This window comes from Methylobacterium segetis (genome assembly GCF_004348265.1).
In the GTDB taxonomy this organism is placed as follows: Bacteria; Pseudomonadota; Alphaproteobacteria; order Rhizobiales; family Beijerinckiaceae; genus Methylobacterium; species Methylobacterium segetis.
The window spans coordinates 1-18,791 of the sequence record NZ_SMNT01000043.1; the positions used below are offsets into that span (position 1 = coordinate 1).

An 18,791-nucleotide genomic window follows, 5' to 3' on the forward strand; every position below is an offset into this window, starting at 1 on the left:
TCGACCACCTCGGCCACGGTCGGCAGCGCGAGCTTCTCGAGATTCGCCGCGTAGGGCATCGGCACGTCCTTGCCGGTGATGCGCAGGACCGGCGCGTCGAGATAGTCGAAGGCGTCGACCATCAGGCGCGCCGCGATCTCGGCGCCGACGCCCGATTGCGGGAAGCCCTCCTCCACCGTGACGCAGCGGCCGGTCTTCTTGACGGATTCCACCACCGTGTCCGTGTCCATCGGCCGGATCGTGCGCAGGTCGATCACCTCGGCCTCGATGCCCTGCTCGGCCAGCGCCTGCGCGGCCTTGAGCGCGTAGGTCATGCCGATCGCGAAGGAGACGATGGTGACGTCCGAGCCCTGGCGGTGGATGCGCGCCTTGCCGATCGGCAGCACGAAGTCGTCGAGCTTCGGCACCGGGAAGGATTGGCCGTAGAGGATCTCGTTCTCGAGAAAGATCACCGGGTTCGGGTCGCGGATCGCGGCCTTGAGGAGCCCCTTGGCGTCGGAGGCCGTGTAGGGCGCGATGACCTTCAGTCCCGGCACGTTCGAGTACCAGGCCGCGTAATCGTGGCTGTGCTGGGCGCCGACACGCGCGGCGGCGCCGTTCGGCCCCCGGAACACGATCGGGCAGCCGAGCTGGCCGCCCGACATGTAGAGGGTCTTGGCGGCCGAGTTGATGATGTGGTCGATCGCCTGCATGGCGAAATTGAACGTCATGAACTCGACGATCGGCTTCAGGCCCGTATAGGCCGCGCCGACGCCGATGCCGGCAAAGCCGTGCTCGGTGATCGGTGTGTCGACCACGCGCCGCGCGCCGAATTCCTGCAGCAGCCCCTGCGTGATCTTGTAGGCGCCCTGATACTCGGCGACCTCCTCGCCCATCACGAAGACGTCCTCGTCCCGGCGCATCTCCTCGGCCATCGCGTCGCGGAGCGCCTCGCGCACCGTCGTCGTCACCATCTCGGTGCCGGCGGGGAATTCCTCCATCACCGGGGCCGGAGCCTTGTTGGTGATGGTGGCGGGGGCGGCGGGCGCGCGCGGCGCATCCTCGCCGCTCTTGGCCTCGGGGGCGGGCTTCTGCGCCTGCCCCTCCGCCTGCATGTCGGGTGCGGGCGCCGGCTGGCCGCCCGCATCGGCGCCGTTGCCCTTCGGCTTGCCCCCCGAGGAGGCGGCCGCCGAGACGTCCTCGCCCTCCTCCGCGATGATCGCGATCGGCGTGTTGACGGCGACGCCCTCGGTCCCTTCCTGGATCAGGATCTTGGCGAGCACGCCCTCGTCGATGGCCTCGACCTCCATCGTGGCCTTGTCGGTCTCAATCTCGGCCAGCACGTCGCCGGACTTGATCGCGTCGCCCTCCTTCTTGAGCCACTTGGCAAGCTTTCCCTCCTCCATGGTCGGGGAGAGCGCGGGCATGAGGATGTCGGTCGCCATGGAAGGACTCTGTCGGAGGGGCGTCTGGCGGGGCGGCCTGAGGGCGAAGGAGGCGACGTGCCGTCAGGCGCGCGCTTCGAGCAGGATGTCGGTCCAGAGCTCGGAGGGATCGGGCTCGGGATCGTGGGTCGCGAATTCGGCGGAATCGTTGACGATCTCGCGCACCTTGGCGTCGGTCGCCTTCAGGTCGCCGTCGGGTACGCCGTGCAACTCGATCAGGCGCTTGCGCACCATCTCGATCGGATCGTGCTCCTCGCGCATCTTCGAAACCTCGTCCTTCGAGCGGTATTTCGCCGGGTCGGACATGGAATGGCCGCGGTAGCGGTAGGTCTGCATCTCCAGGATGTAGGGGCCCTCGCCCGTGCGGGCGTGCTGGATGGCGCGCGCCGCCGCTTCGCGCACGGTGCGCACGTCCATCCCGTCCACCTGCTCACCGGGGATGCCGAAGGAGAGGCCGCGCTTCGAGAAATCCGTCTGGGCGGAGGCGCGGACGACCGAGGTGCCCATCGCGTAGCGGTTGTTCTCGATCACGTAGACGACGGGCAGCTTCCAGAGGGCCGCCATGTTGAAGCTCTCGTAGACCTGGCCCTGGTTGGCGGCGCCGTCGCCCATGTAGGTGAGGCTGACCTTGCCGTTCTTCCGGTAGGCGTCCGCGAAGCCGAGGCCGGTGCCGAGCGAGACCTGCGCGCCGACGATGCCGTGGCCGCCGAAGAACTGCTTCTCGCGGGAGAACATGTGCATCGAGCCGCCCTTGCCGCGGGAATACCCGCCGCGGCGCCCGGTCAGCTCGGCCATCACGCCCCTCGGCTCCATGCCGCAAGCGAGCATGTGGCCGTGATCCCGGTATCCGGTGATCACCTGATCGCCCTCCTCCGCGGCCATCTGCATGCCGATGACCACGGCTTCCTGGCCGATGTAGAGGTGGCAGAAACCGCCGATCAGGCCCATGCCGTAGAGCTGGCCCGCCTTCTCCTCGAAGCGGCGGATCAGCAGCATCTCGTGATAGGCGTGGAGGTCCTCGTCGCGGGTGAATTGCGGCGCGTTCGGTGCGGGCCGGTGGGCGGCTTCCGGAGAGCCCTTCGCCTCGGGCTGCGCCTGCGACTGAGCTTCATCGGGCTTCGGCTGCCCCGCTTCCTTCGCGGCATCCATCGGCGACCTCCCGTGATCTGTCTCTCAGCCACGGTGTAGTGCACGGTCTGCCGGAAAGCGAGGGCCGCCCCTCTGACACCGCCGCGCTCTTGTCAGAGGTGCGGGGCGCCATTTCGATCGTGGGTTGAGTGGCTGCTCGCACCTGCGGCGGCACGTTGCCGAATGCGCGGGAGGTCGGCCGATCAGGGATCGATGATCACGACATCGTTGGCGTGAACGCGGCCGAGCACGACCCGGGCGCGCTCCTCCAGAAGGTCGCGGTCGATCTGCTCGCTGCGCAGGAGCGCGACCCGGTGCTCCCAGACCGCCCGGTCGGCCTTGACGGCGGCAAGCTCCCGGATCAGCCCGAAGGCCTGCTCCTTGACCGCGCGCTTGGCCTCCAGGCCGCGGCTGCCGTTCTCCGCCTGATGGACGAAGTAGCTGACGACGAGGGCCGACACGGTCCAGAGACCGAGCGGCATGAGGACGGATCTGACGCGGCGGCGGACGACCATGGGCCGACCATCGCCGCGCAAGGTTAACAAAGGCTTCAGGGCGCCAAGCGCGCTGCCCGGTCGAGGCTGTCCGTCAGCGCCCGGCGAGCTGCCTGATCGCGGCGCGGCCGGCGTAACGACCCTGGGGTCCGAGGCCCTCCTCGATGCGGATCAGCTGGTTGTACTTCGCCAGCCGGTCCGAGCGGGCGAGCGAGCCCGTCTTGATCTGCCCGCAATTCGTGGCCACCGCGAGGTCGGCGATGGTCGAGTCCTCGGTCTCGCCGGAGCGGTGGGACATCACCGCCGTGTAGCCGGCGCGCTGGGCCATATCGACGGCCGCGAGCGTCTCGGTGAGCGAGCCGATCTGGTTGACCTTCACGAGGATCGAATTCGCCGTGCCGGACGCGATGCCGCGGGACAGGCGCTCGACATTCGTGACGAAGAGGTCGTCACCGACGAGCTGGCAGCGATCGCCGACCTTTTCCGTCAGGAGCTTCCAGCCCTCCCAATCGTCCTCGGACATGCCGTCCTCGATCGAGACGATCGGGTACTTGGCCACGAGCTCGGCGAGGTAGTCGACCTGGGTGGCGATGTCGCGGGTCCTGCCCTCGCCCTCGTAATGGTAGGCGCCGTCCTTGAAGAACTCGGTCGCTGCGCAGTCGAGCGCCAGCACCATGTCGGTGCCGGGCTTGAAGCCGGCGGACGCGATCGACTCCATCACGAAGTCGAGGCCGGCCTCGGCCGAGGGGAGATTCGGGGCGAAGCCGCCCTCGTCGCCGACATTCGTGTTGTGGCCGGCCTTCTTGAGCGCGCTCTTCAGCGTGTGGAACACTTCCGAGCCCATGCGCACGGCCTCGGCGAGCGAGGTCGCGCCCACCGGCATGATCATGAATTCCTGGAAGTCGATCGGATTGTCCGCGTGCGCGCCGCCGTTGATGATGTTCATCATCGGCACCGGCAGCACCCGGCCCTGCACGCCGCCGATGTAGCGGTAGAGCGGGAGGCCGGACGCCTCGGCCGCGGCCTTGGCCACGGCGAGAGAGACGCCGAGAATCGCGTTCGCGCCCAGGCGGGCCTTGTTCGGCGTGCCGTCGAGCTCGATCATCGCCTCGTCGATCGCGACCTGATCCTCGGCGTCCATGCCGCCGATCGCGTCGAGGATCTCGGTCTGCACCGCGTTGACGGCCTTGCGCACGCCCTTGCCGGAGAACCGCGCCTTGTCCCCGTCGCGCAGCTCCACGGCCTCGTGGGCCCCCGTCGAGGCGCCAGAGGGCACCGCGGCGCGGCCGAAGGAGCCGTCCTCGAGGAGGACGTCGACCTCGACGGTGGGGTTGCCCCGGCTGTCCAGGATCTCGCGGGCAGCGAGGTTGGTGATCGCGGTCATCTTTGGTCCCCCTCTCGAGGCGGCGGGCTTACATCGTCCAGCCCGGGTTCGGTCCGACGCGGGCGCCACAGGCCGGCAGGCGCCGCGGGCCGAAACGCGGGAATCGGCGCTCGGGCTTATCCGTCAACGAGGGGCGGCGGGCAAGCGCCCGCGCGCGCCGGGGCTCGGCCGGTCCGGGAACCCCGGGCGCCAGGCATAGCTGGGGCTGTCGGGGATGCGCGCGGGCCGTCCGCAGCGTATAGGGCGGTGTCATGACGAATGAGACGACGAACACGGCTCCCGCCAACCTGCAGCTCGGCCAAGCGACGCTGCAACCGGGATCGCCCGAGGAGGCCCGCCTCGACCGGGTGCCGAACCCGCACGCCGACACGGACTATCTCGCGCGCTTCACCGCGCCCGAATTCACGTCCCTCTGCCCGGTGACCGGGCAGCCCGATTTCGCGATTCTCGTGATCGACTACGTGCCGGACCGCTGGCTCGTGGAGTCGAAATCCCTGAAGCTCTATCTCACGAGCTTCCGCAACCACGGCGCCTTTCACGAGGATTGCACGGTGGCGATCGCCAAGCGGCTGACGGCACTTCTGGAGCCGCGCTACCTGCGCATCGGCGGCTTCTGGTATCCGCGCGGCGGAATCCCGATCGATGTCTTCTGGCAGACGGGCGAGCCCCCGAAATCCGTCTGGCTGCCCGATCCCGGCGTGCCGCCCTACCGGGCGCGCTGAGACCCGCACGAACGAGAAGAGCGGCCGGTGATCACCGGCCGCCCTCCAAGACGTCTAGGGATGGCTCGGCTCAGTAGCCGTAGCCGTAATAGCCGTAGCCCGGACGGTCGTAGTAGCCGTCGCGGGAATAGGCGTCGCGCGCCGCACCCGCCGCGATGGCACCCGCCGCAAGGCCGGCGATGCCGAGGCCGACGGCTGCGCCCGTGCCGATGCCGCGGCGGCCGCGATAGCCGTGCCCGTAGCCGTAGGCGTGGTTGTGACCGTAGCCGTATCCGTGGCCGCGCGGACGGGCATCCGCGGAGGTGGCGGCCATGGTGCCGACGGAGAGAGCAACAGCGGAGATGAGGGCGAGCTTGCGCATGATATCCTTTCGTGAGCTATGACACGATTGGAGTGTCCAACGTCTCTCCTGCCAAGGCGTTCCCCGGAAAGTCGAATCGAATCCAGGCTGTTCCTTGGAAAGCCTCCGGCTTCATCCGGGAAGAACTGGCTCTCGGCTCCCTAGATCCGCGGCGATGCCGCCTCATCCCCTCCCCTTCGCCACCCGGTCGAAGGCCTGCAGGGTTTCGAGGAGCGCCGGCATGTCTCTCAGAGCCACCATGTTCGGGCCGTCGGAGGGGGCGCGGTCGGGGTCCGGATGCGTCTCGATGAACAGGCCCGCCACGCCGACTGCCACCGCCGCGCGGGCGAGAACGCCGACGAACTCCCGCTGCCCGCCCGAGGTCGCTCCCTGACCGCCCGGCTGCTGCACCGAGTGGGTCGCATCGAACACCACCGGCAGGCCGCCCGTCACCTGCGCCATGATGGGAAGGCTCCGCATGTCGGAGACCAGCGTGTTGTAGCCGAACGACGCCCCGCGCTCGGTGACCAGAACGTTGCCGTTGCCCGTCCCCGTCACCTTGGCGGCGACGTGCGCCATGTCCCAGGGGGCGAGGAACTGGCCCTTCTTCACGTTCACGATACGACCCGTCGCGGCGGCCGCCAGGAGCAGGTCCGTCTGTCGGCAGAGGAAGGCCGGGATCTGGAGGACGTCGACCACCTCGGCCGCCGCCGCGCACTGCTCGGCCTCGTGCACGTCGGTGAGCAGGGGCAGGCCGAATCGCTCCTTGATCTCGGCGAAGATCGGCAGGGCCCCGGACAGGCCGAGGCCGCGGGCCGAGCCCGCCGAGGTCCGGTTCGCCTTGTCGAAGGACGCCTTGAAGACGAGGCCGATGCCGAGGCGTCCCGTCATCTCCTTGAGCGCCGCCGCGATCTCGAGTGCGTGGGTGCGCCCCTCGAGCTGGCAGGGGCCGGCGATCAGCGCGAAGGGCCGGTCGTTGGCGAAGGTGACCTCGCCCGCGCGGACGGTGACCGGCGGGCAGGAGGCGGCTGAGGGGGCGTTCGGGCTCGACATGGAGCGCGGTCTATCCCGCGGATGCGGCCGGCGAAAGGCCGGCGCGGCTGCGCAGGATCGCGGGTTCGCGCGGCCGGAGCACGCAGACCGTGAGGTTCTGGCCGAGCCCGTCCCCGCGCGGCCCGGTCTCGCAGCGCAGGCTCGCCCGCCCGACGCTGCCCTCTTGCGGCGCGCCCGCGAGGAGCGAATCCTGGTGCAATCGGAGGGCGAGGACCGTGGCCTCGTCGCGCGGGGCGCCTGCGAGCCCTTCGGCAGCGAGCCCGACCAGGGTGAAGAAGCGGCGATCCGGTTCGCGCTCGTGCGAGCCGAGAACGAGCCGGGCGGGTTTGCGGCACTCGAGGCTCATCCTGTCGGCATCGGCGGCGCGAAAGACGGCGAGCGATCCCCGCCGCCCCGCCACCGAGGCGCCGGTGGCTCGGATCATCCGCGCGGCGAGCGCGTCGCAGGCGTCGGCCAGGGCCGGTCCGGTACAGGCGAGGAGCAGAGGCAGGGCGAGGAGAGAGGCGCGCATGGCCCAGGTCTAGCGCGGACGGGCCGCCTCGTCAGCGGGCGCGAGAGACCCGGTGATGTCGTCCGCGCCCGCCCCGAGGCAGGTGCGGTACGCGTTGCCCCGGAGCACGCGGGGCAGCCGCAACGGGCGAGCGCCGCTCGCGTCGCTCAGCGTGCCCGTCAGGGCTTCGGCCGAGACCGTGCCCTCGAAGGAGATGGGGCCGGTCACCGTCAGCGCCGTGAAGGCGACCGTCCGGGCATCGTCGTCGACGGCGGGTGCCGCCTGGACGGGCACGATCCCGCTCCCCTGCCCGACCTCGTAGAGGAGGCCGTTCCCGTTCGGCGAGCGCCGCAGGGTGATGCGGCGCCCGAAGAGGTCCCCGCTCGCGGGCCGCGTGCAGAGATCCGCGTAGACGTAGGTGCCCGAGAGCCAGCCCGGCCGCGCCGCGACACCCGCCGGCTCCAAGCCGGTCAGGACGGCCACAGGGAGGCCGAGGGCGGGGAGGAGGCTCGCGGCGCGCATGCGTACTCCGTCTCGTGTCGGCGTCGCACCGCATGCAGGATCTGGGCTAGGAGGCCCCTCCGGCCTGCCAGGCGGCGCGTCCCTGGCCGTCGAGGGCCTCGAATTCCGCGTCCGTGAGCGTGAGGGCGGCCCCCGCCATGTTGTCGGCGAGGTGCCCCGGATCGCCGGTGCCGGGGATCGGCAGCATCACGGGCGAGCGCTTGAGGAGCCAGGCGAGCGCCACCGCCCCGTCGCCGACCCCATGCCGCCCCGCGATCTCGGGGAGCACCGATCCCTCGCGGGCGAGCGCCCCGCGGGCGAGCGGCGCCCAGGGAATGAAGCCGATGCCCTGGGCGGTGCAATGGTCGAGGACGGCCTCGCTGGTGCGGTCGACGAGGTTGTACTGGTTCTGCACGGTGGCGACGGGGAAGAATGGCCGGGCCGCCTCGATGTCGTCGATCGACACCTCGCTAAGGCCCACATGGCGGATCAGGCCCTCCTCGCGCATCCGCGCGATCGCCTCGAACTGCATCTCCCGCGGGCAGTCGGGGCCGATCCGGTGCAATTGCCAGAGGTCGATGCGCTCCAGCCCGAGCCGACGCAGGCTCATCAGCACGCACTGGCGCAGGTAGTCCGGGTTGCCGACCGGGCGCCAGATGTCCGGCCCGTGCCGGGTAAGCCCGCCCTTCGTCGCAATGACGAGACCGGAATAGGGATGCAGCACCTCGCGGATCAGATCCTCGCTCACGAAGGGCCCGTAGCTGTCGGCGGTGTCGATCAGGTCGATGCCGAGTTGCGGAACACGGGCGAGCGTCGCCTTCGCCGCCTCGCGCGAGGCCGGGTCGCCCCAGATGCCGGGTCCGGTGATGCGCATGGCGCCGAAGCCGAGGCGGTGGACGGTGAGGTCTCCGCCGATGGCGAAGGTGCCGGAGGGGTTCTTGCCGGAGGGATTCTTGCCGGAGGGCGTCTCGCTGGGCATGGGACACTCCGTGAGAGGTTCAGGGGCCGGCATATGGCGCGCCCGGCCGGCGCGGCGAGCCGGCCCCGTCGCTCCGCGCGCGGCCTGTCCGGGCTCCCGTCCTGCAACCGGAGCGTGAAAAAGGCGCCGGCCCGCGAGGACCGACGCCAGTGGAAGGGACCGGAAGAGGGGCGCCGGTCCCGAGCCCGGATGAGGCGTGTGCGCGATCACGAATCGGATCCTCGCGCGTAGAGCGCGATCATCCGGACGGGAGGCCGGTCCGGCGGGAAAGCGCGAGACCGGACAAGGACTTGGAGCCATGCCCGACCGCGCCGCGACCGGGCCTCGCGCTAGCCCGCGTTCTTGGAGAGCGCGACCGCGACGAAGCGGGTCACGCCCTTCTGGTTCTTGACGCGCATCAGCACCGCCTTGCGCCCGCTCGATTCGGCCGACCGGATGCGCTCCGCGACCTCGGAGGGCTTCGAGACGCTCTGTCCGGCGACGTCCAGGATGACGTCGCCCTGCTCGATGCCCTTGGCGGCGGCCGGCCCGTCGGGATCGACCTCCACCACCACCACGCCCTCGTCCGAGAGGCCGACATCGGCGGCCGGAGCGAGGCTGAGGCCGAGGCGGGGCTGGCCGTCGGAGGTGTCGCCGCCGCGGCTCGCCACCTTGGTGTCGTTCGGCAGCGCCCCGAGCGTGATCGTCGCGGTGTCCTGCTTGCCGCCGCGGAGATACGCGATCTCCACCTTGGCGCCGGGCTTGAGGCCCGCGATCTTGCGGGACAGCTCCTTCGCGTCGTTGACCGCGTTGCCGTTGACCGACTCGATCACGTCGCCGGATTTCAGGCCGGCCTTGGCGGCCGGCGTGCCGTTCTCGGCGTGGTCGACGAGGGCGCCCTTCGGCTTGTCGAGGCCGAGCCCGTCGGCGATGTCCTTGGTCACGGGCTGCACCTGCACGCCGAGGTAGCCGCGGGCCACCTTGCCGTCGGTGCGGAGCTGCTCGACCACCGCCTGCACGGTCTCTGCGGGGATCGCGAAGGCGAGGCCCACGCTTCCGCCGGACGGCGAGGCGATCGCCGTGTTCACGCCCACGACCTCGCCGTTCACGTTGAAGGTCGGGCCGCCCGAATTGCCCTTGTTGATCGGCGCGTCGATCTGCAGGAAGTCGTCGTAGGGGCCGGCGCCGATGTCGCGGCCGCGGGCCGAGACGATGCCGGCCGTGACCGTGCCGCCGAGGCCGAACGGGTTGCCGATCGCCACCACCCAGTCGCCGACCCGCGGGGCCGCCTTCCCGAACTGGACGTAAGGGTAACTCCCCTCGTCCTTGATCTTCAGGAGGGCGAGGTCGGTCTTCGAATCCTTGCCGATCACCTTGGCGTCGAGGGTGCGGTTGTCGTCGAGCACGACCTGCACCGTCTTGGCATTGTCGACGACGTGGTTGTTCGTCACCACGTAGCCGTCGGCCGAGATGATGAAGCCCGAGCCGACCGCGCCGCGCTGGCCCTGGCGCTGGGGCATGCCCTGCATGCCGCCGCCCTGGCCGTTCTGCCCGAAGCGCTTGAAGAACTCGCGCAATTGCGGCGGCACGTTCTGGAGACCGCGGCCCTGGCCAGAACCTTGGCCAGGCCCGTCATCGTCGTCCGACGAGGCGCTCGCATCGAGCTTCACCTTCACCGAGACGACGCCGGGCTTCACCTTGTCGACGACGTTGGCGAACGAGCCCGGCGGGTGCTCGGGAGCCTCGATCGGGGTCTTGGGAAGCGCCTGGGCCAGGGCGGGCGTGCTCGGCTGCACGAAGCCGGCGCCGAGCGCGCCGCCCGCCACGAGGGCGGCGGCCGCCACCGAGGCGAGGGCACCGCGGCGGACGCGGGCGGGTCGGGTCTGGCAGTCGGTCATGAAGGTCGCTCCGGAGGTTTCGGAGGCCGCTCGGTCAGCGGGCCGTGGATCCGTCGTAGGGCAGACCCCCTGACCCGGGCGTGACGGCGGCATTACGGTTTCGTCAGGTCGGTGACGACGCGCCGATCCGGGACTGTGATCAGCACGTTCAGGCCGGATCCAACGACAACTTCAAATGGCATCTTCAAGTCTTATGCAGAACAGTGGCATGACGTTTCGTTAAATCGTCCATGACAGGATATGCTTGTCTCGATTGAGGTGGGCCGAGCGTATTGCTCGGCTCATCGACAGAGATCCTTGCGGCCCCGCGCGGCGGGCCGCCCGACGAGAGCTTCGAGGAACGCCCCGGCATGATCCCGACGTGGTGCCGTCTGCCGACGCGGAGCCCCCTCCCCGCGCCTCACGGCGCCCAGCCCGCGCACGGGGAAGCCCCGAGGCGCGACGGCCAGGGGCGCCGTGAGGCGCGGGCGGCTCTCCTCGCCGAATCCCTGCAGGTCGCGAAGCTGGTCGCCGTCGTCCAGGTCCTGATCGCGCTGGGCGTGGCCGTCGTCTTTCGCGATACCCCATCGCGGGCCTACGTCTTCGGGCTGGTCGTCGCCATCGGCTGCGTCGCGACGATGATGATCGTTGCGATGCGGCACGTCCGGACGGTTCTGGCGCGCGAGCCGTCGGACCGGACGGTCGTCGGCTGCATCCGGCTCCTGTCGTTCCTGCACTTCCTGCTCGGGCTGGCCTGGTCGACCATGCCGCCCACACTCATCGAGCGTTCCCTGAGCGACGGCTATTCCGCGATCGGGACGAGCGTGGGCGCAGGGCTGCTCTCGACCACGATCATGCTCGGTTCGATCTTCGCCCTCGGCGCCTGCTTCGCGGTTCCGCTCCTCGTGGGCCTGGTGATCGCCGCGGCGCGCCTGGACGCGCCGTTCGACATCTTCTTCGTGATGCTCCTCGCGATCTATGCCGGCTTCCTGCTCAACCACCATCACCATATGTGCACGCTCGCCCGCCGCCGCGTGCTCGACCGGATCACGGTCGGGCGACAGGGCGAGACGATCGGGCTCCTCCTCAACGATTTCGCCGAGGGCGCCAGCGACTGGCTGTGGGAGACGGATGCGGACGGGCGGCTGCGCCACGGCCCGACGCGGATGGCCGAGGCTCTGAATGGCCCGGCCGCCGACCTGTCCGGCGCGAGGCTCGACGAACTGCTGACGCGACACGGCACCGGGAGAGCCGCCGAGGACCCCTGCCCGAGCCTGGAGGCGGTTCTCGAAGCCATGCGGCGGCGCGTGCCGTTCCAGGGCGCGCCGATGCCTCTCGCCATCGGCGGTGCTGTGCGCTGGTGGCAGCTGAACGGCAAGCCGATCCACGATGCCGGCGGGGCGTTCGCCGGCTACCGCGGGGTCGGATCGGACGTCACGCAGGCGCACGAGGCGGAGGCGCGCATCGCCTATCTCGCCAGCCACGACGCGCTGACGGGGCTTGCGAACCGCGCGGCCTTCCAGGGCGCGATCGCGCGCGCCTGTGATCCGCGCAACGGTCCCGCTTCCGAAGCCGCGCTCCTCTACCTGGACCTCGACGGCTTCAAGGGGGTCAACGACCGCGCCGGCCACAGCGTTGGCGACCGCCTTCTGCAGAGGGTGGCCGAGCGGCTGCGTGCGCGTGCGCAGGCGGCGGACGGGATCTTCCGGCTCGGCGGCGACGAGTTCGCCATCCTGCTGCCGTGCCCCGCGACAATCGAGGGGCATTCCCCGGCCGCCGCCCTCGCCGGCGCCCTCGCCGGCGCCCTCGTGGCCGACATCGCCCGGCCGTTCCGCATCGAGGAGGCCCAGTTCGAGATCGGGGTGAGCATCGGGATCGCCCACACGCCGCGGGACGCCGCGGATCCGACGGCGCTCCTCGCGCGGGCGGACCTCGCCCTCTACGCGGCCAAGGCGGCCGGCAAGGGCAGCTGGCGCACCTTCGACCCCGCGCTCGAACACAGGTCCGCGCGCACCCGCCGCCTCGACGCCGACATGCGCCAGGCGTTGGCGCGCGACGAGCTGGACCTGCACTACCAGCCCCTGGTGCGCTTCGGCGACGGCGCGATTGTCGGCTTCGAGGCCTTGCTGCGCTGGCACAAGCCGGGGCAGGGCTGGATCTCGCCGGGCGAGATCATCCCGATCGCCGAGGAGACGGGCTTCATCGTCGAGATCGGCACCTGGGCCCTTCAGCGCGCCTGCCGGGATGCGCTGGCCTGGCCGGGCCAGCGGATCGCGGTCAACATCTCCTCGCTCCAGTTCCGGATGCCGGATTTCTACGATCGGGTGGCCGAGGCCCTCGACGCCACGGGCATCGCGCCGGAGCGCCTCGAGATCGAGATCACGGAATCGATCATCCTCGACCTCACAGGCGAGGTCGTGGAGACCCTGCGCCGCCTGCGCGAGCGGGGGGTGCGCATCGTGCTGGACGATTTCGGCACGGGCTACTCGAGCCTGAGCTACCTGACCCGCTTCCACTTCAACAAGATCAAGATCGATCGCACCTTCATCCGCGACCTTCAGAACCGGCCCGACACCGTGGCGGTGGTGGAGGCGATCACCGCGCTCGCCCGTGCCCTCGCCATGGACGTGACGGTGGAGGGGGTCGAGACGCCGGAGCAGGCGGAGATCCTGCGGGACCGGCGCTGCGGCACCGCCCAGGGCTTCCTGTACAGTCCCGCCCGTCCGGCGGCCGAGATCCCGGCCCTCATGCGCAGGTTCCAGGCGCATCCCGTGACCGTCCTGACCGACGCCGCGTGATGCATGCGCCCCGCGCCTGATCGACGCCGATCCGACGGCCCGCCCGAGCGGGCCGCCCCTGGCCAAGCCGGGCCGGCCGGGCCATAGCCGTGCCGCGGGGACGGCCCCGCCCGCGCCCGCGCGGGATCGAGTCGGCTGGGGACGACCCTGCCAGGGACAGGGAGCCCGTCATGGCCTGGGCCATCCTCTTCGTCGCCGGCCTTCTCGAGACCGGCTGGGCGATCGGGCTCAAATACACCGAGGGCTTCTCGAAGCTCGTGCCCTCGGTGCTGACGCTCGCCGCGATGGCAGCCAGCGTGGTGCTGCTGTCGCTTGCCCTGCGCAGCCTGCCGGTCGGGACCGGCTACGCGGTCTGGACCGGCATCGGCGCGGTCGGCACCGCTCTCCTCGGCATCGTCCTGTTCGGAGAGCCGGCGACCCCGGCCCGGCTTGCCTGCATCGGGCTCATCGTCGCCGGGATCGCGGGGTTGAAGTTCGCGGGTTGAGGCGCGGTCAGGCGCCGTCCTTCAGCCGCGCCAGGGCCTCGCGCAGCTTGGCGAGGCGGGCGACCTCGGCGTCCCGCCGCTCGCGGATCTCGTCCACCACCTCCTCCGGCGCGCGGGCGAGGAAGTCGGCGTTGCCGAGCTTGCCGTCGAGCTTGCCGATCTCGCCCTCGGCCTTCGCCGCCTCCTTCCCGAGGCGCGCCACCTCCGCATCGAGATCGACGATGCCCTCCAGCGGCAGGGCCGCCACGCTGCCGCGCACGAGGAGCTGCACGGAGTTCTTCGGGGCAACCTCGGCGAAGGTGATCTCGGAGAGCCGCGCGAGGCGCAGCAGCGTGTCGCGCCACGCCTCGACCCGGGCGCGCACGGCCGCATCGGCATTGACGAGGACGAGGGGCACCTGGGCACCGGCCGGCACGCTCGTCTCGGAGCGGGCCGAGCGCACTTCGGAGACGAGATCGACCACGAAGCCGATCTCGGCCTCGGCGGCGCTGTCCGCCAAGCCTTCGAGCTGCGGCCAGGGCGCGAGCGCGAGAAGCCCCCGACCTTCCAGCCCCTCGCCCTTGATGGCCCAGAGCTCCTCCGGGAGGAAGGGCATGAACGGGTGCAGGAGCTTGGCGATCTGGTCGATGAGGAAAGCGACCGTCGCCTGCGTCTCGGTCCGGGCGGCGGCATCGGCCCCCTCCCCCTGCAGCACGGGCTTGGCGAGTTCGAGGTACCAGTCGCAGAAGATGTTCCAGACGAAGCGGTAGGCGGCCGCGGCCGCGTCGTTGAAGCGGTAGGCTTCCAGCGCGCCGGTGACCTCGGCGACAGCGCGGGCCGCCTCACCGAGCGCCCAGCGGTTCAGGACCGATCGCGCGGCCTCCGGCCGGAAGCGCGGATCGAGCCGGCAGCCGTTGAGTTCCGCGAAGCGGGCGGCGTTCCAGAGCTTCGTCGCGAAATTGCGGTAGCCCTCGACCCGTTGCAGGCTCAGCTTGATGTCGCGCCCCTGCGCCGCCATCGCGGTCAGCGTGAAGCGCAGCGCGTCCGCCCCGTACTGGTCGATCAGGCCGAGGGGATCGACCACGTTCCCCTTCGACTTCGACATCTTGGCACCCTTCTCGTCGCGGACGAGGGTGTGCAGGTAGACCGTATCGAAGGGCACGCGGTCGGTGACGTGCAGGCCCATCATCATCATCCGGGCGACCCAGAAGAAGAGGATGTCCTTGCCGGTGATCAGCGTATTGGTCGGGTAGAAGCGGGCGAGCTCAGGGGTGCTCTCCGGCCAGCCGAGCGTCGAGAAGGGCCAGAGCGCGGAGGAGAACCACGTGTCGAGGACGTCCGGGTCGCGGGTCAGCCTCACCGGGCCGCCGCGCGCTTCCGCAGCCTTCGCGGCGGCGGCGGCCTCGCTCTCGGCGACGTAGATCCCGCCCTCGGCATCGTACCAGACCGGGATCTGGTGACCCCACCAGAGCTGACGTGAGATGCACCAGGGCTCGATGTTGGTGAGCCACTGGAAGAAGATCTTCTCGTAATTGTCGGGGACGAAGCGCGTCTGGCCGTCGCGCACGGCCTGGAGCGCCCGCTCGGCGAGCGGCTTCACGTTCACGTACCACTGGTCCGTGAGGTAGGGCTCGATCACGACGCCCGAGCGGTCGCCGTGGGGCACGGCGTGGGTGTTCGGCTCGATGGCGCGCAGGCGCCCGCGCGCCTCCATGAGGGCCACGACCGCCTTGCGCGCCGCGAACCGGTCGAGCCCGTGCAGCGCCAGCGTCTCCGGCTCCGGCTCGGCTTCGGCGAGGAAGTCGGCGTTGCCGTCGAGGAGGATGCGGGCCTCCGGATCGAGCACGTTGATCGGCCGGCAGCCGTGGCGGCGGCCCACCTCGAAGTCGTTGAAATCGTGCGCGGGCGTGATCTTGACCGCGCCCGTGCCCTTCTCCGGATCGGAATACGCGTCGGCGACGATCGGGATCAGGCGGTTCACGAGGGGCAGGCGCACCCGCTTGCCGACCAAGGCCGTGTAGCGCTCGTCCTCGGGATGGACCGCGACCGCCGTGTCGCCGAGCATGGTCTCGGGGCGGGTGGTGGCGACGGTGATGATCTGCCCGGTCTCGGCACCCGCCTCGTCGACGACGGGGTAGTCGAAGTGCCAGAGATGGCCCTTCACCTCGATCTGCTGCACCTCGAGGTCCGAGATCGCGGTCTGGAACGTCGGGTCCCAGTTCACGAGGCGCTTGTCGCGGTAGATCAGGCCCTGCGCGTGAAGATCGACGAAGACCTTGAGGACGGCCGCGGAGAGGCCCTCGTCCATGGTGAAGCGCTCCCGCGACCAGTCGCAGGAGGCGCCGAGGCGCTTCAGCTGGTTGACGATCGCGCCGCCCGATTCCGCCTTCCAGGCCCAGACCCGCTCGACGAACGCCTCCCGGCCCATCGTCCGGCGGTCCGGCGCGCCGGTCTCGGCGAGCTTGCGCTCGACGACCATCTGGGTCGCGATGCCGGCGTGATCCGTGCCCGGCTGCCAGAGCACATCGCGGCCCCGCATCCGCTCGAGGCGGACGAGGATGTCCTGGAGCGTGTTGTTGAGGGCATGCCCCATATGCAGCGTGCCCGTCACGTTCGGCGGGGGGATCACGATGCAGTAGGGGCTGGCTCCGGCCCGCTCGGGGCGCCCGGCGCGGAAGGCGCCTCCGGCCTCCCAGGCGGCGGCGATGCGCGCCTCGACGGCGGCGGGGTCGAAGGTCTTGTCCATCATCGGAGTTCGGGCCGGTTTGAGCGCGCAGCGTGAGCGCCCGCTTTCAACCCGTCCCGGCGCCCGCGTCAACACGGGCGCGCCCGACGGGGCCGGTCAGCGGCCCCGCGAGACCCGCTCGATCTCCGCGCGAACGAGCCGCTCGACCATCACGGGGAGGTTGTCGTCGAGCCATGCTTTCAGCATCGGGCGGAGCATGTCGCGGACGAGATCCTCCAGCGTCCGGCTGTTCTGGCTCAGGACGGTATGGGCCAGGAGGTTGAAGGCTTGGCTGACGTTCGCGTCCGTGGCCGCCGAGACCAGGGGTTCCTCCGCGTCGAGGAAGGCCTCGCGCGGCGGGCTCGCCCGCGGCGGCTCGGGCGGAGGCGCCTGCAGCCGCGCGGGCTCCGGGGCGGCGCGCACCGGCGGCGCGGGCTCCGGCTCCACCTCGATCGCGTCGAAGTCGAGGGGTTCGTCGGCGAAGTCGATCGGGTCGGGTTCGATCGGCGTCGGCTTGACCGCCTGGGGCTTGCGCACCGGCTCGGCGACCTCGGCGAGGTCGAGCACGTCGTCGTTCTCCGGGACCGGCGCGGGGCGAGGTGCCTCGTCGCCGGGTTTGGCCGCCTGATCGTCGGCGATGATGCGGCGGATGGAGGCGAGGATCTCCTCCATCGAGGGCTCGCCGGCCTTCTCCAACGCCTTGTCCTGCGGTTTGGGGCTCGCTGCACTCATGCGGACGGCGCTCGGGCGGGAGGTGAAACGGTCTGGCGGTTCGAGATCAGTATTTCACGCTTGTCCGCCGCAGCAAGCGCACCCGCGACACAGTCCCACGTAAATCCTGCCCCACGTAAATCCTGCCCCACGTAAATCCTGCCGGATCCGTGCCGGGCGGCGGGAGCGCGGCAGCGGGCGAGCCGCTGCCGCGATGGGACCGACCGAGACCGTCGTCTCAGCGGCCGTCGGGCGTCCGCACGCCGTACCAGAGATCCTTGACCTGATCGAAATGGGTCTTGGCGCTGTAGGCGGCGACCGGCAGCGAGACGAAGCGGGCCGTCAGGCGGCCCATCGCCTGGACGACGCCGTAGGAGAAGATCACGCGGTCGCGCTGGGCCAGGATCAGCTGCACGCGGGCGTTGAGCAGTTCCTGCTGCGCGTTCAGCACGTCGAGGGTGGTGCGCTGGCCGACGCGGGCCTCCTCGCGCACGCCGTTGAGCGCCACCTCGTTGGCCTGGACCTGCGCCTGCGAGGCGATCACGCGGGCCTTGGCCGCTTCCAGGTTGCCCCAGGCCGTGACGATGGCGGAGCGGATCTGGTCGCGCGTCTGCTCGACCTGGATGCGGACCTGCCCCACCGTCTCCTTGGCCTGGCGGATCGCCGCGTACTCGGCGCCGCCCTGGAAGATCGGGATCGTGACCCGGCCGACGATCGCGGCGGTGACGCCGTTCGAATTGGCGAGCTGCTGGTCGTAGCGCTGGTTGACCTGACCGGACAGGCCGACCGTGGGGTAGAGCTGGCCCTCGGCGACCCTCACCTGCGCCTCGGCAACGTCGACCGCATGCAGGGTCGACAGGATCGAGGGATGCTCCTTGAGGCCGATGTCGATCGCCGCGTTGAGGTTGCCCGGCACGAAGCGGTCGAGGGGGCGGCCGGGGGCGAGCTGGCGCGGCTCGACGCCGATGACCTGCCGGTAGATGCCGATGCTGGCGCGCAGCTGCGCCTCCGCAGCGCTCACGTCCGAGCGGGCACCCGCGAGACGGGCCTCGGCCTGCGCCACGTCGGTGCGCGTCACCTCACCGACGTTGAAGCGGTCGCGGGTCTGGCGGAGCTGCTCCTCGAGCACCTCGACGTTGTTGCGGCGCAATTCCAGGCTCGCGGTGTCGCTGAGCACGTTCATGTACGCCTGCACGGCGTTGAAGAGCGTCGTCAGCTCCGTGAAGCGCAGGGTCTCGCGCTCCTGCATGACGCGGGATTCCGCGCCGCGGGTGCGGTTGTCGGTCTGGAAGCCGTTGAACAGGGTCTGGTTGACGGTGAGGCCGGCACCGCCGGGCAGCGTCGTCTGGTCGATGTTCGCGCCGCTGAACCGGCCCTGGAACTTCGAGACGCCGATGTCGGCGTCGATGCTCACCGTGGGCCGATACCCGGATTGGGCCGCGGCCACGTCCTCGTCGCGGATGCGCACGCCGGCGCGGCCGGCATTCAGCACCGGGTTCCCGCCATAGGCCCGGGCAAGGGCGCTCTCCAGCGTCTCGGCGCCGCCCGGGCTTGTGGCCGCAAGCGTAGCCGCGACCGTCAGGCTGGCCAGCCGGAGCGCGGGGCGCGTCGCAGGTTTGCGTTCTCTCACGTCGGTCAGCCCTTGCGGTTTCTCGAAAGAACCGGATCTCCGTCGAGCGACGGAAGCGGCGCGGTGTTACGCGCGATCCGGTCAAGTCCGCC

Annotated in this window: 16 protein-coding genes; 3 read left to right on the forward strand and 13 right to left on the reverse strand. The window is 70.6% G+C overall.

Features of this window, described 5'->3' with window-relative positions; all coding sequences use genetic code 11:
* The 4 genes from E1J50_RS12785 to eno form a co-directional block, all read right to left on the reverse strand.
* A partial coding sequence (locus E1J50_RS12785; protein ID WP_132254195.1) for a pyruvate dehydrogenase complex E1 component subunit beta occupies positions 1-1,424 on the reverse strand: 1,424 nt, incomplete at its 3' end.
* Between the two features lie 63 nt (positions 1,425-1,487).
* A complete protein-coding gene (gene pdhA / locus E1J50_RS12790) occupies positions 1,488-2,573 on the reverse strand; it encodes a pyruvate dehydrogenase (acetyl-transferring) E1 component subunit alpha (protein ID WP_132254197.1) in 1,086 nt (361 codons plus the stop codon).
* Positions 2,574-2,755: 182 nt separating this feature from the next.
* Positions 2,756-3,067, reverse strand: a complete 312-nt coding sequence (locus E1J50_RS12795; RefSeq protein ID WP_132254199.1) for an FtsB family cell division protein — start codon at positions 3,065-3,067, stop codon at positions 2,756-2,758.
* Positions 3,068-3,140: 73 nt separating this feature from the next.
* A complete protein-coding gene (gene eno, locus E1J50_RS12800; protein ID WP_132254201.1) occupies positions 3,141-4,430 on the reverse strand; it encodes a phosphopyruvate hydratase in 1,290 nt (429 codons plus the stop codon).
* Positions 4,431-4,681: 251 nt separating this feature from the next.
* Between eno and queF the strand changes: the two genes are divergently transcribed.
* On the forward strand, positions 4,682-5,152 hold the full coding sequence (gene queF, locus E1J50_RS12805; protein WP_132254203.1) for a preQ(1) synthase: 471 nt from the start codon (positions 4,682-4,684) through the stop codon (positions 5,150-5,152).
* Positions 5,153-5,222: 70 nt separating this feature from the next.
* On the opposite strand, the gene E1J50_RS12810 is transcribed toward queF, so the two are convergent.
* The 6 genes from E1J50_RS12810 to E1J50_RS12835 form a co-directional block, all read right to left on the reverse strand.
* Positions 5,223-5,513, reverse strand: a complete 291-nt coding sequence (locus tag E1J50_RS12810) for a hypothetical protein (RefSeq protein ID WP_132254205.1) — start codon at positions 5,511-5,513, stop codon at positions 5,223-5,225.
* 162 nt (positions 5,514-5,675) lie between these two features.
* Complete coding sequence (gene kdsA, locus E1J50_RS12815) at positions 5,676-6,545, reverse strand: 3-deoxy-8-phosphooctulonate synthase (RefSeq protein WP_132254207.1); 870 nt, start codon at positions 6,543-6,545, stop codon at positions 5,676-5,678.
* A 10-nt stretch (positions 6,546-6,555) separates the two neighbouring features.
* Entirely contained in the window at positions 6,556-7,056 is a 501-nt protein-coding gene (locus E1J50_RS12820; protein WP_132254209.1) for a hypothetical protein, read from the reverse strand.
* A gap of 9 nt (positions 7,057-7,065) precedes the next feature.
* Positions 7,066-7,557 carry a hypothetical protein gene (locus E1J50_RS12825; protein WP_207919200.1) on the reverse strand — a complete coding sequence of 164 codons (492 nt, stop codon included), beginning with the start codon at positions 7,555-7,557 and terminating at the stop codon, positions 7,066-7,068.
* A 46-nt stretch (positions 7,558-7,603) separates the two neighbouring features.
* Positions 7,604-8,515, reverse strand: a complete 912-nt coding sequence (locus tag E1J50_RS12830) for an aldo/keto reductase (RefSeq protein WP_132254211.1) — start codon at positions 8,513-8,515, stop codon at positions 7,604-7,606.
* Positions 8,516-8,844: 329 nt separating this feature from the next.
* Positions 8,845-10,392 (reverse strand): Do family serine endopeptidase, encoded by a 1,548-nt coding sequence (locus E1J50_RS12835; RefSeq protein ID WP_132254213.1) that lies wholly within the window; start codon positions 10,390-10,392, stop codon positions 8,845-8,847.
* A gap of 350 nt (positions 10,393-10,742) precedes the next feature.
* Between E1J50_RS12835 and E1J50_RS12840 the strand changes: the two genes are divergently transcribed.
* Both E1J50_RS12840 and sugE read left to right on the forward strand, forming a co-directional pair.
* Positions 10,743-13,169 (forward strand): putative bifunctional diguanylate cyclase/phosphodiesterase, encoded by a 2,427-nt coding sequence (locus tag E1J50_RS12840; protein ID WP_132254215.1) that lies wholly within the window; start codon positions 10,743-10,745, stop codon positions 13,167-13,169.
* Positions 13,170-13,339: 170 nt separating this feature from the next.
* A complete protein-coding gene (gene sugE, locus E1J50_RS12845; RefSeq protein ID WP_132254217.1) occupies positions 13,340-13,654 on the forward strand; it encodes a quaternary ammonium compound efflux SMR transporter SugE in 315 nt (104 codons plus the stop codon).
* Between the two features lie 7 nt (positions 13,655-13,661).
* Here the strand turns inward: sugE and E1J50_RS12850 are convergent, their stop codons facing one another.
* From E1J50_RS12850 to E1J50_RS12860, 3 genes are all read right to left on the reverse strand, one after another.
* Entirely contained in the window at positions 13,662-16,382 is a 2,721-nt protein-coding gene (locus tag E1J50_RS12850) for a valine--tRNA ligase (RefSeq protein WP_132254219.1), read from the reverse strand.
* A 93-nt stretch (positions 16,383-16,475) separates the two neighbouring features.
* Positions 16,476-17,090 (reverse strand): PopZ family protein, encoded by a 615-nt coding sequence (locus E1J50_RS12855; RefSeq protein WP_207919201.1) that lies wholly within the window; start codon positions 17,088-17,090, stop codon positions 16,476-16,478.
* A gap of 217 nt (positions 17,091-17,307) precedes the next feature.
* Positions 17,308-18,708: a TolC family outer membrane protein gene (locus tag E1J50_RS12860; protein ID WP_310353160.1), complete on the reverse strand. Its 1,401-nt coding sequence runs from the start codon at positions 18,706-18,708 to the stop codon at positions 17,308-17,310.
* Between the last annotated feature and the right edge of the window lie 83 nt (positions 18,709-18,791).

Excerpts from the sequence above, each read along its gene's own strand:
- eno (WP_132254201.1), bottom strand. The coding sequence starts at position 4,430 with ATGACCGCGATCACCAACCTCGCTGCCCGCGAGATCCTGGACAGCCGG.
- sugE (WP_132254217.1), top strand. The coding sequence starts at position 13,340 with ATGGCCTGGGCCATCCTCTTCGTCGCCGGCCTTCTCGAGACCGGCTGG.
- queF (WP_132254203.1), top strand. The coding sequence starts at position 4,682 with ATGACGAATGAGACGACGAACACGGCTCCCGCCAACCTGCAGCTCGGC.
- E1J50_RS12855 (WP_207919201.1), bottom strand. The coding sequence starts at position 17,090 with ATGAGTGCAGCGAGCCCCAAACCGCAGGACAAGGCGTTGGAGAAGGCC.
- E1J50_RS12835 (WP_132254213.1), bottom strand. The coding sequence starts at position 10,392 with ATGACCGACTGCCAGACCCGACCCGCCCGCGTCCGCCGCGGTGCCCTC.
- E1J50_RS12825 (WP_207919200.1), bottom strand. The coding sequence starts at position 7,557 with ATGCGCGCCGCGAGCCTCCTCCCCGCCCTCGGCCTCCCTGTGGCCGTC.
- E1J50_RS12850 (WP_132254219.1), bottom strand. The coding sequence starts at position 16,382 with ATGATGGACAAGACCTTCGACCCCGCCGCCGTCGAGGCGCGCATCGCC.
- E1J50_RS12840 (WP_132254215.1), top strand. The coding sequence starts at position 10,743 with ATGATCCCGACGTGGTGCCGTCTGCCGACGCGGAGCCCCCTCCCCGCG.
- kdsA (WP_132254207.1), bottom strand. The coding sequence starts at position 6,545 with ATGTCGAGCCCGAACGCCCCCTCAGCCGCCTCCTGCCCGCCGGTCACC.
- E1J50_RS12820 (WP_132254209.1), bottom strand. The coding sequence starts at position 7,056 with ATGCGCGCCTCTCTCCTCGCCCTGCCTCTGCTCCTCGCCTGTACCGGA.
- E1J50_RS12795 (WP_132254199.1), bottom strand. The coding sequence starts at position 3,067 with ATGGTCGTCCGCCGCCGCGTCAGATCCGTCCTCATGCCGCTCGGTCTC.
- pdhA (WP_132254197.1), bottom strand. The coding sequence starts at position 2,573 with ATGGATGCCGCGAAGGAAGCGGGGCAGCCGAAGCCCGATGAAGCTCAG.
- E1J50_RS12810 (WP_132254205.1), bottom strand. The coding sequence starts at position 5,513 with ATGCGCAAGCTCGCCCTCATCTCCGCTGTTGCTCTCTCCGTCGGCACC.
- E1J50_RS12830 (WP_132254211.1), bottom strand. The coding sequence starts at position 8,515 with ATGCCCAGCGAGACGCCCTCCGGCAAGAATCCCTCCGGCAAGAACCCC.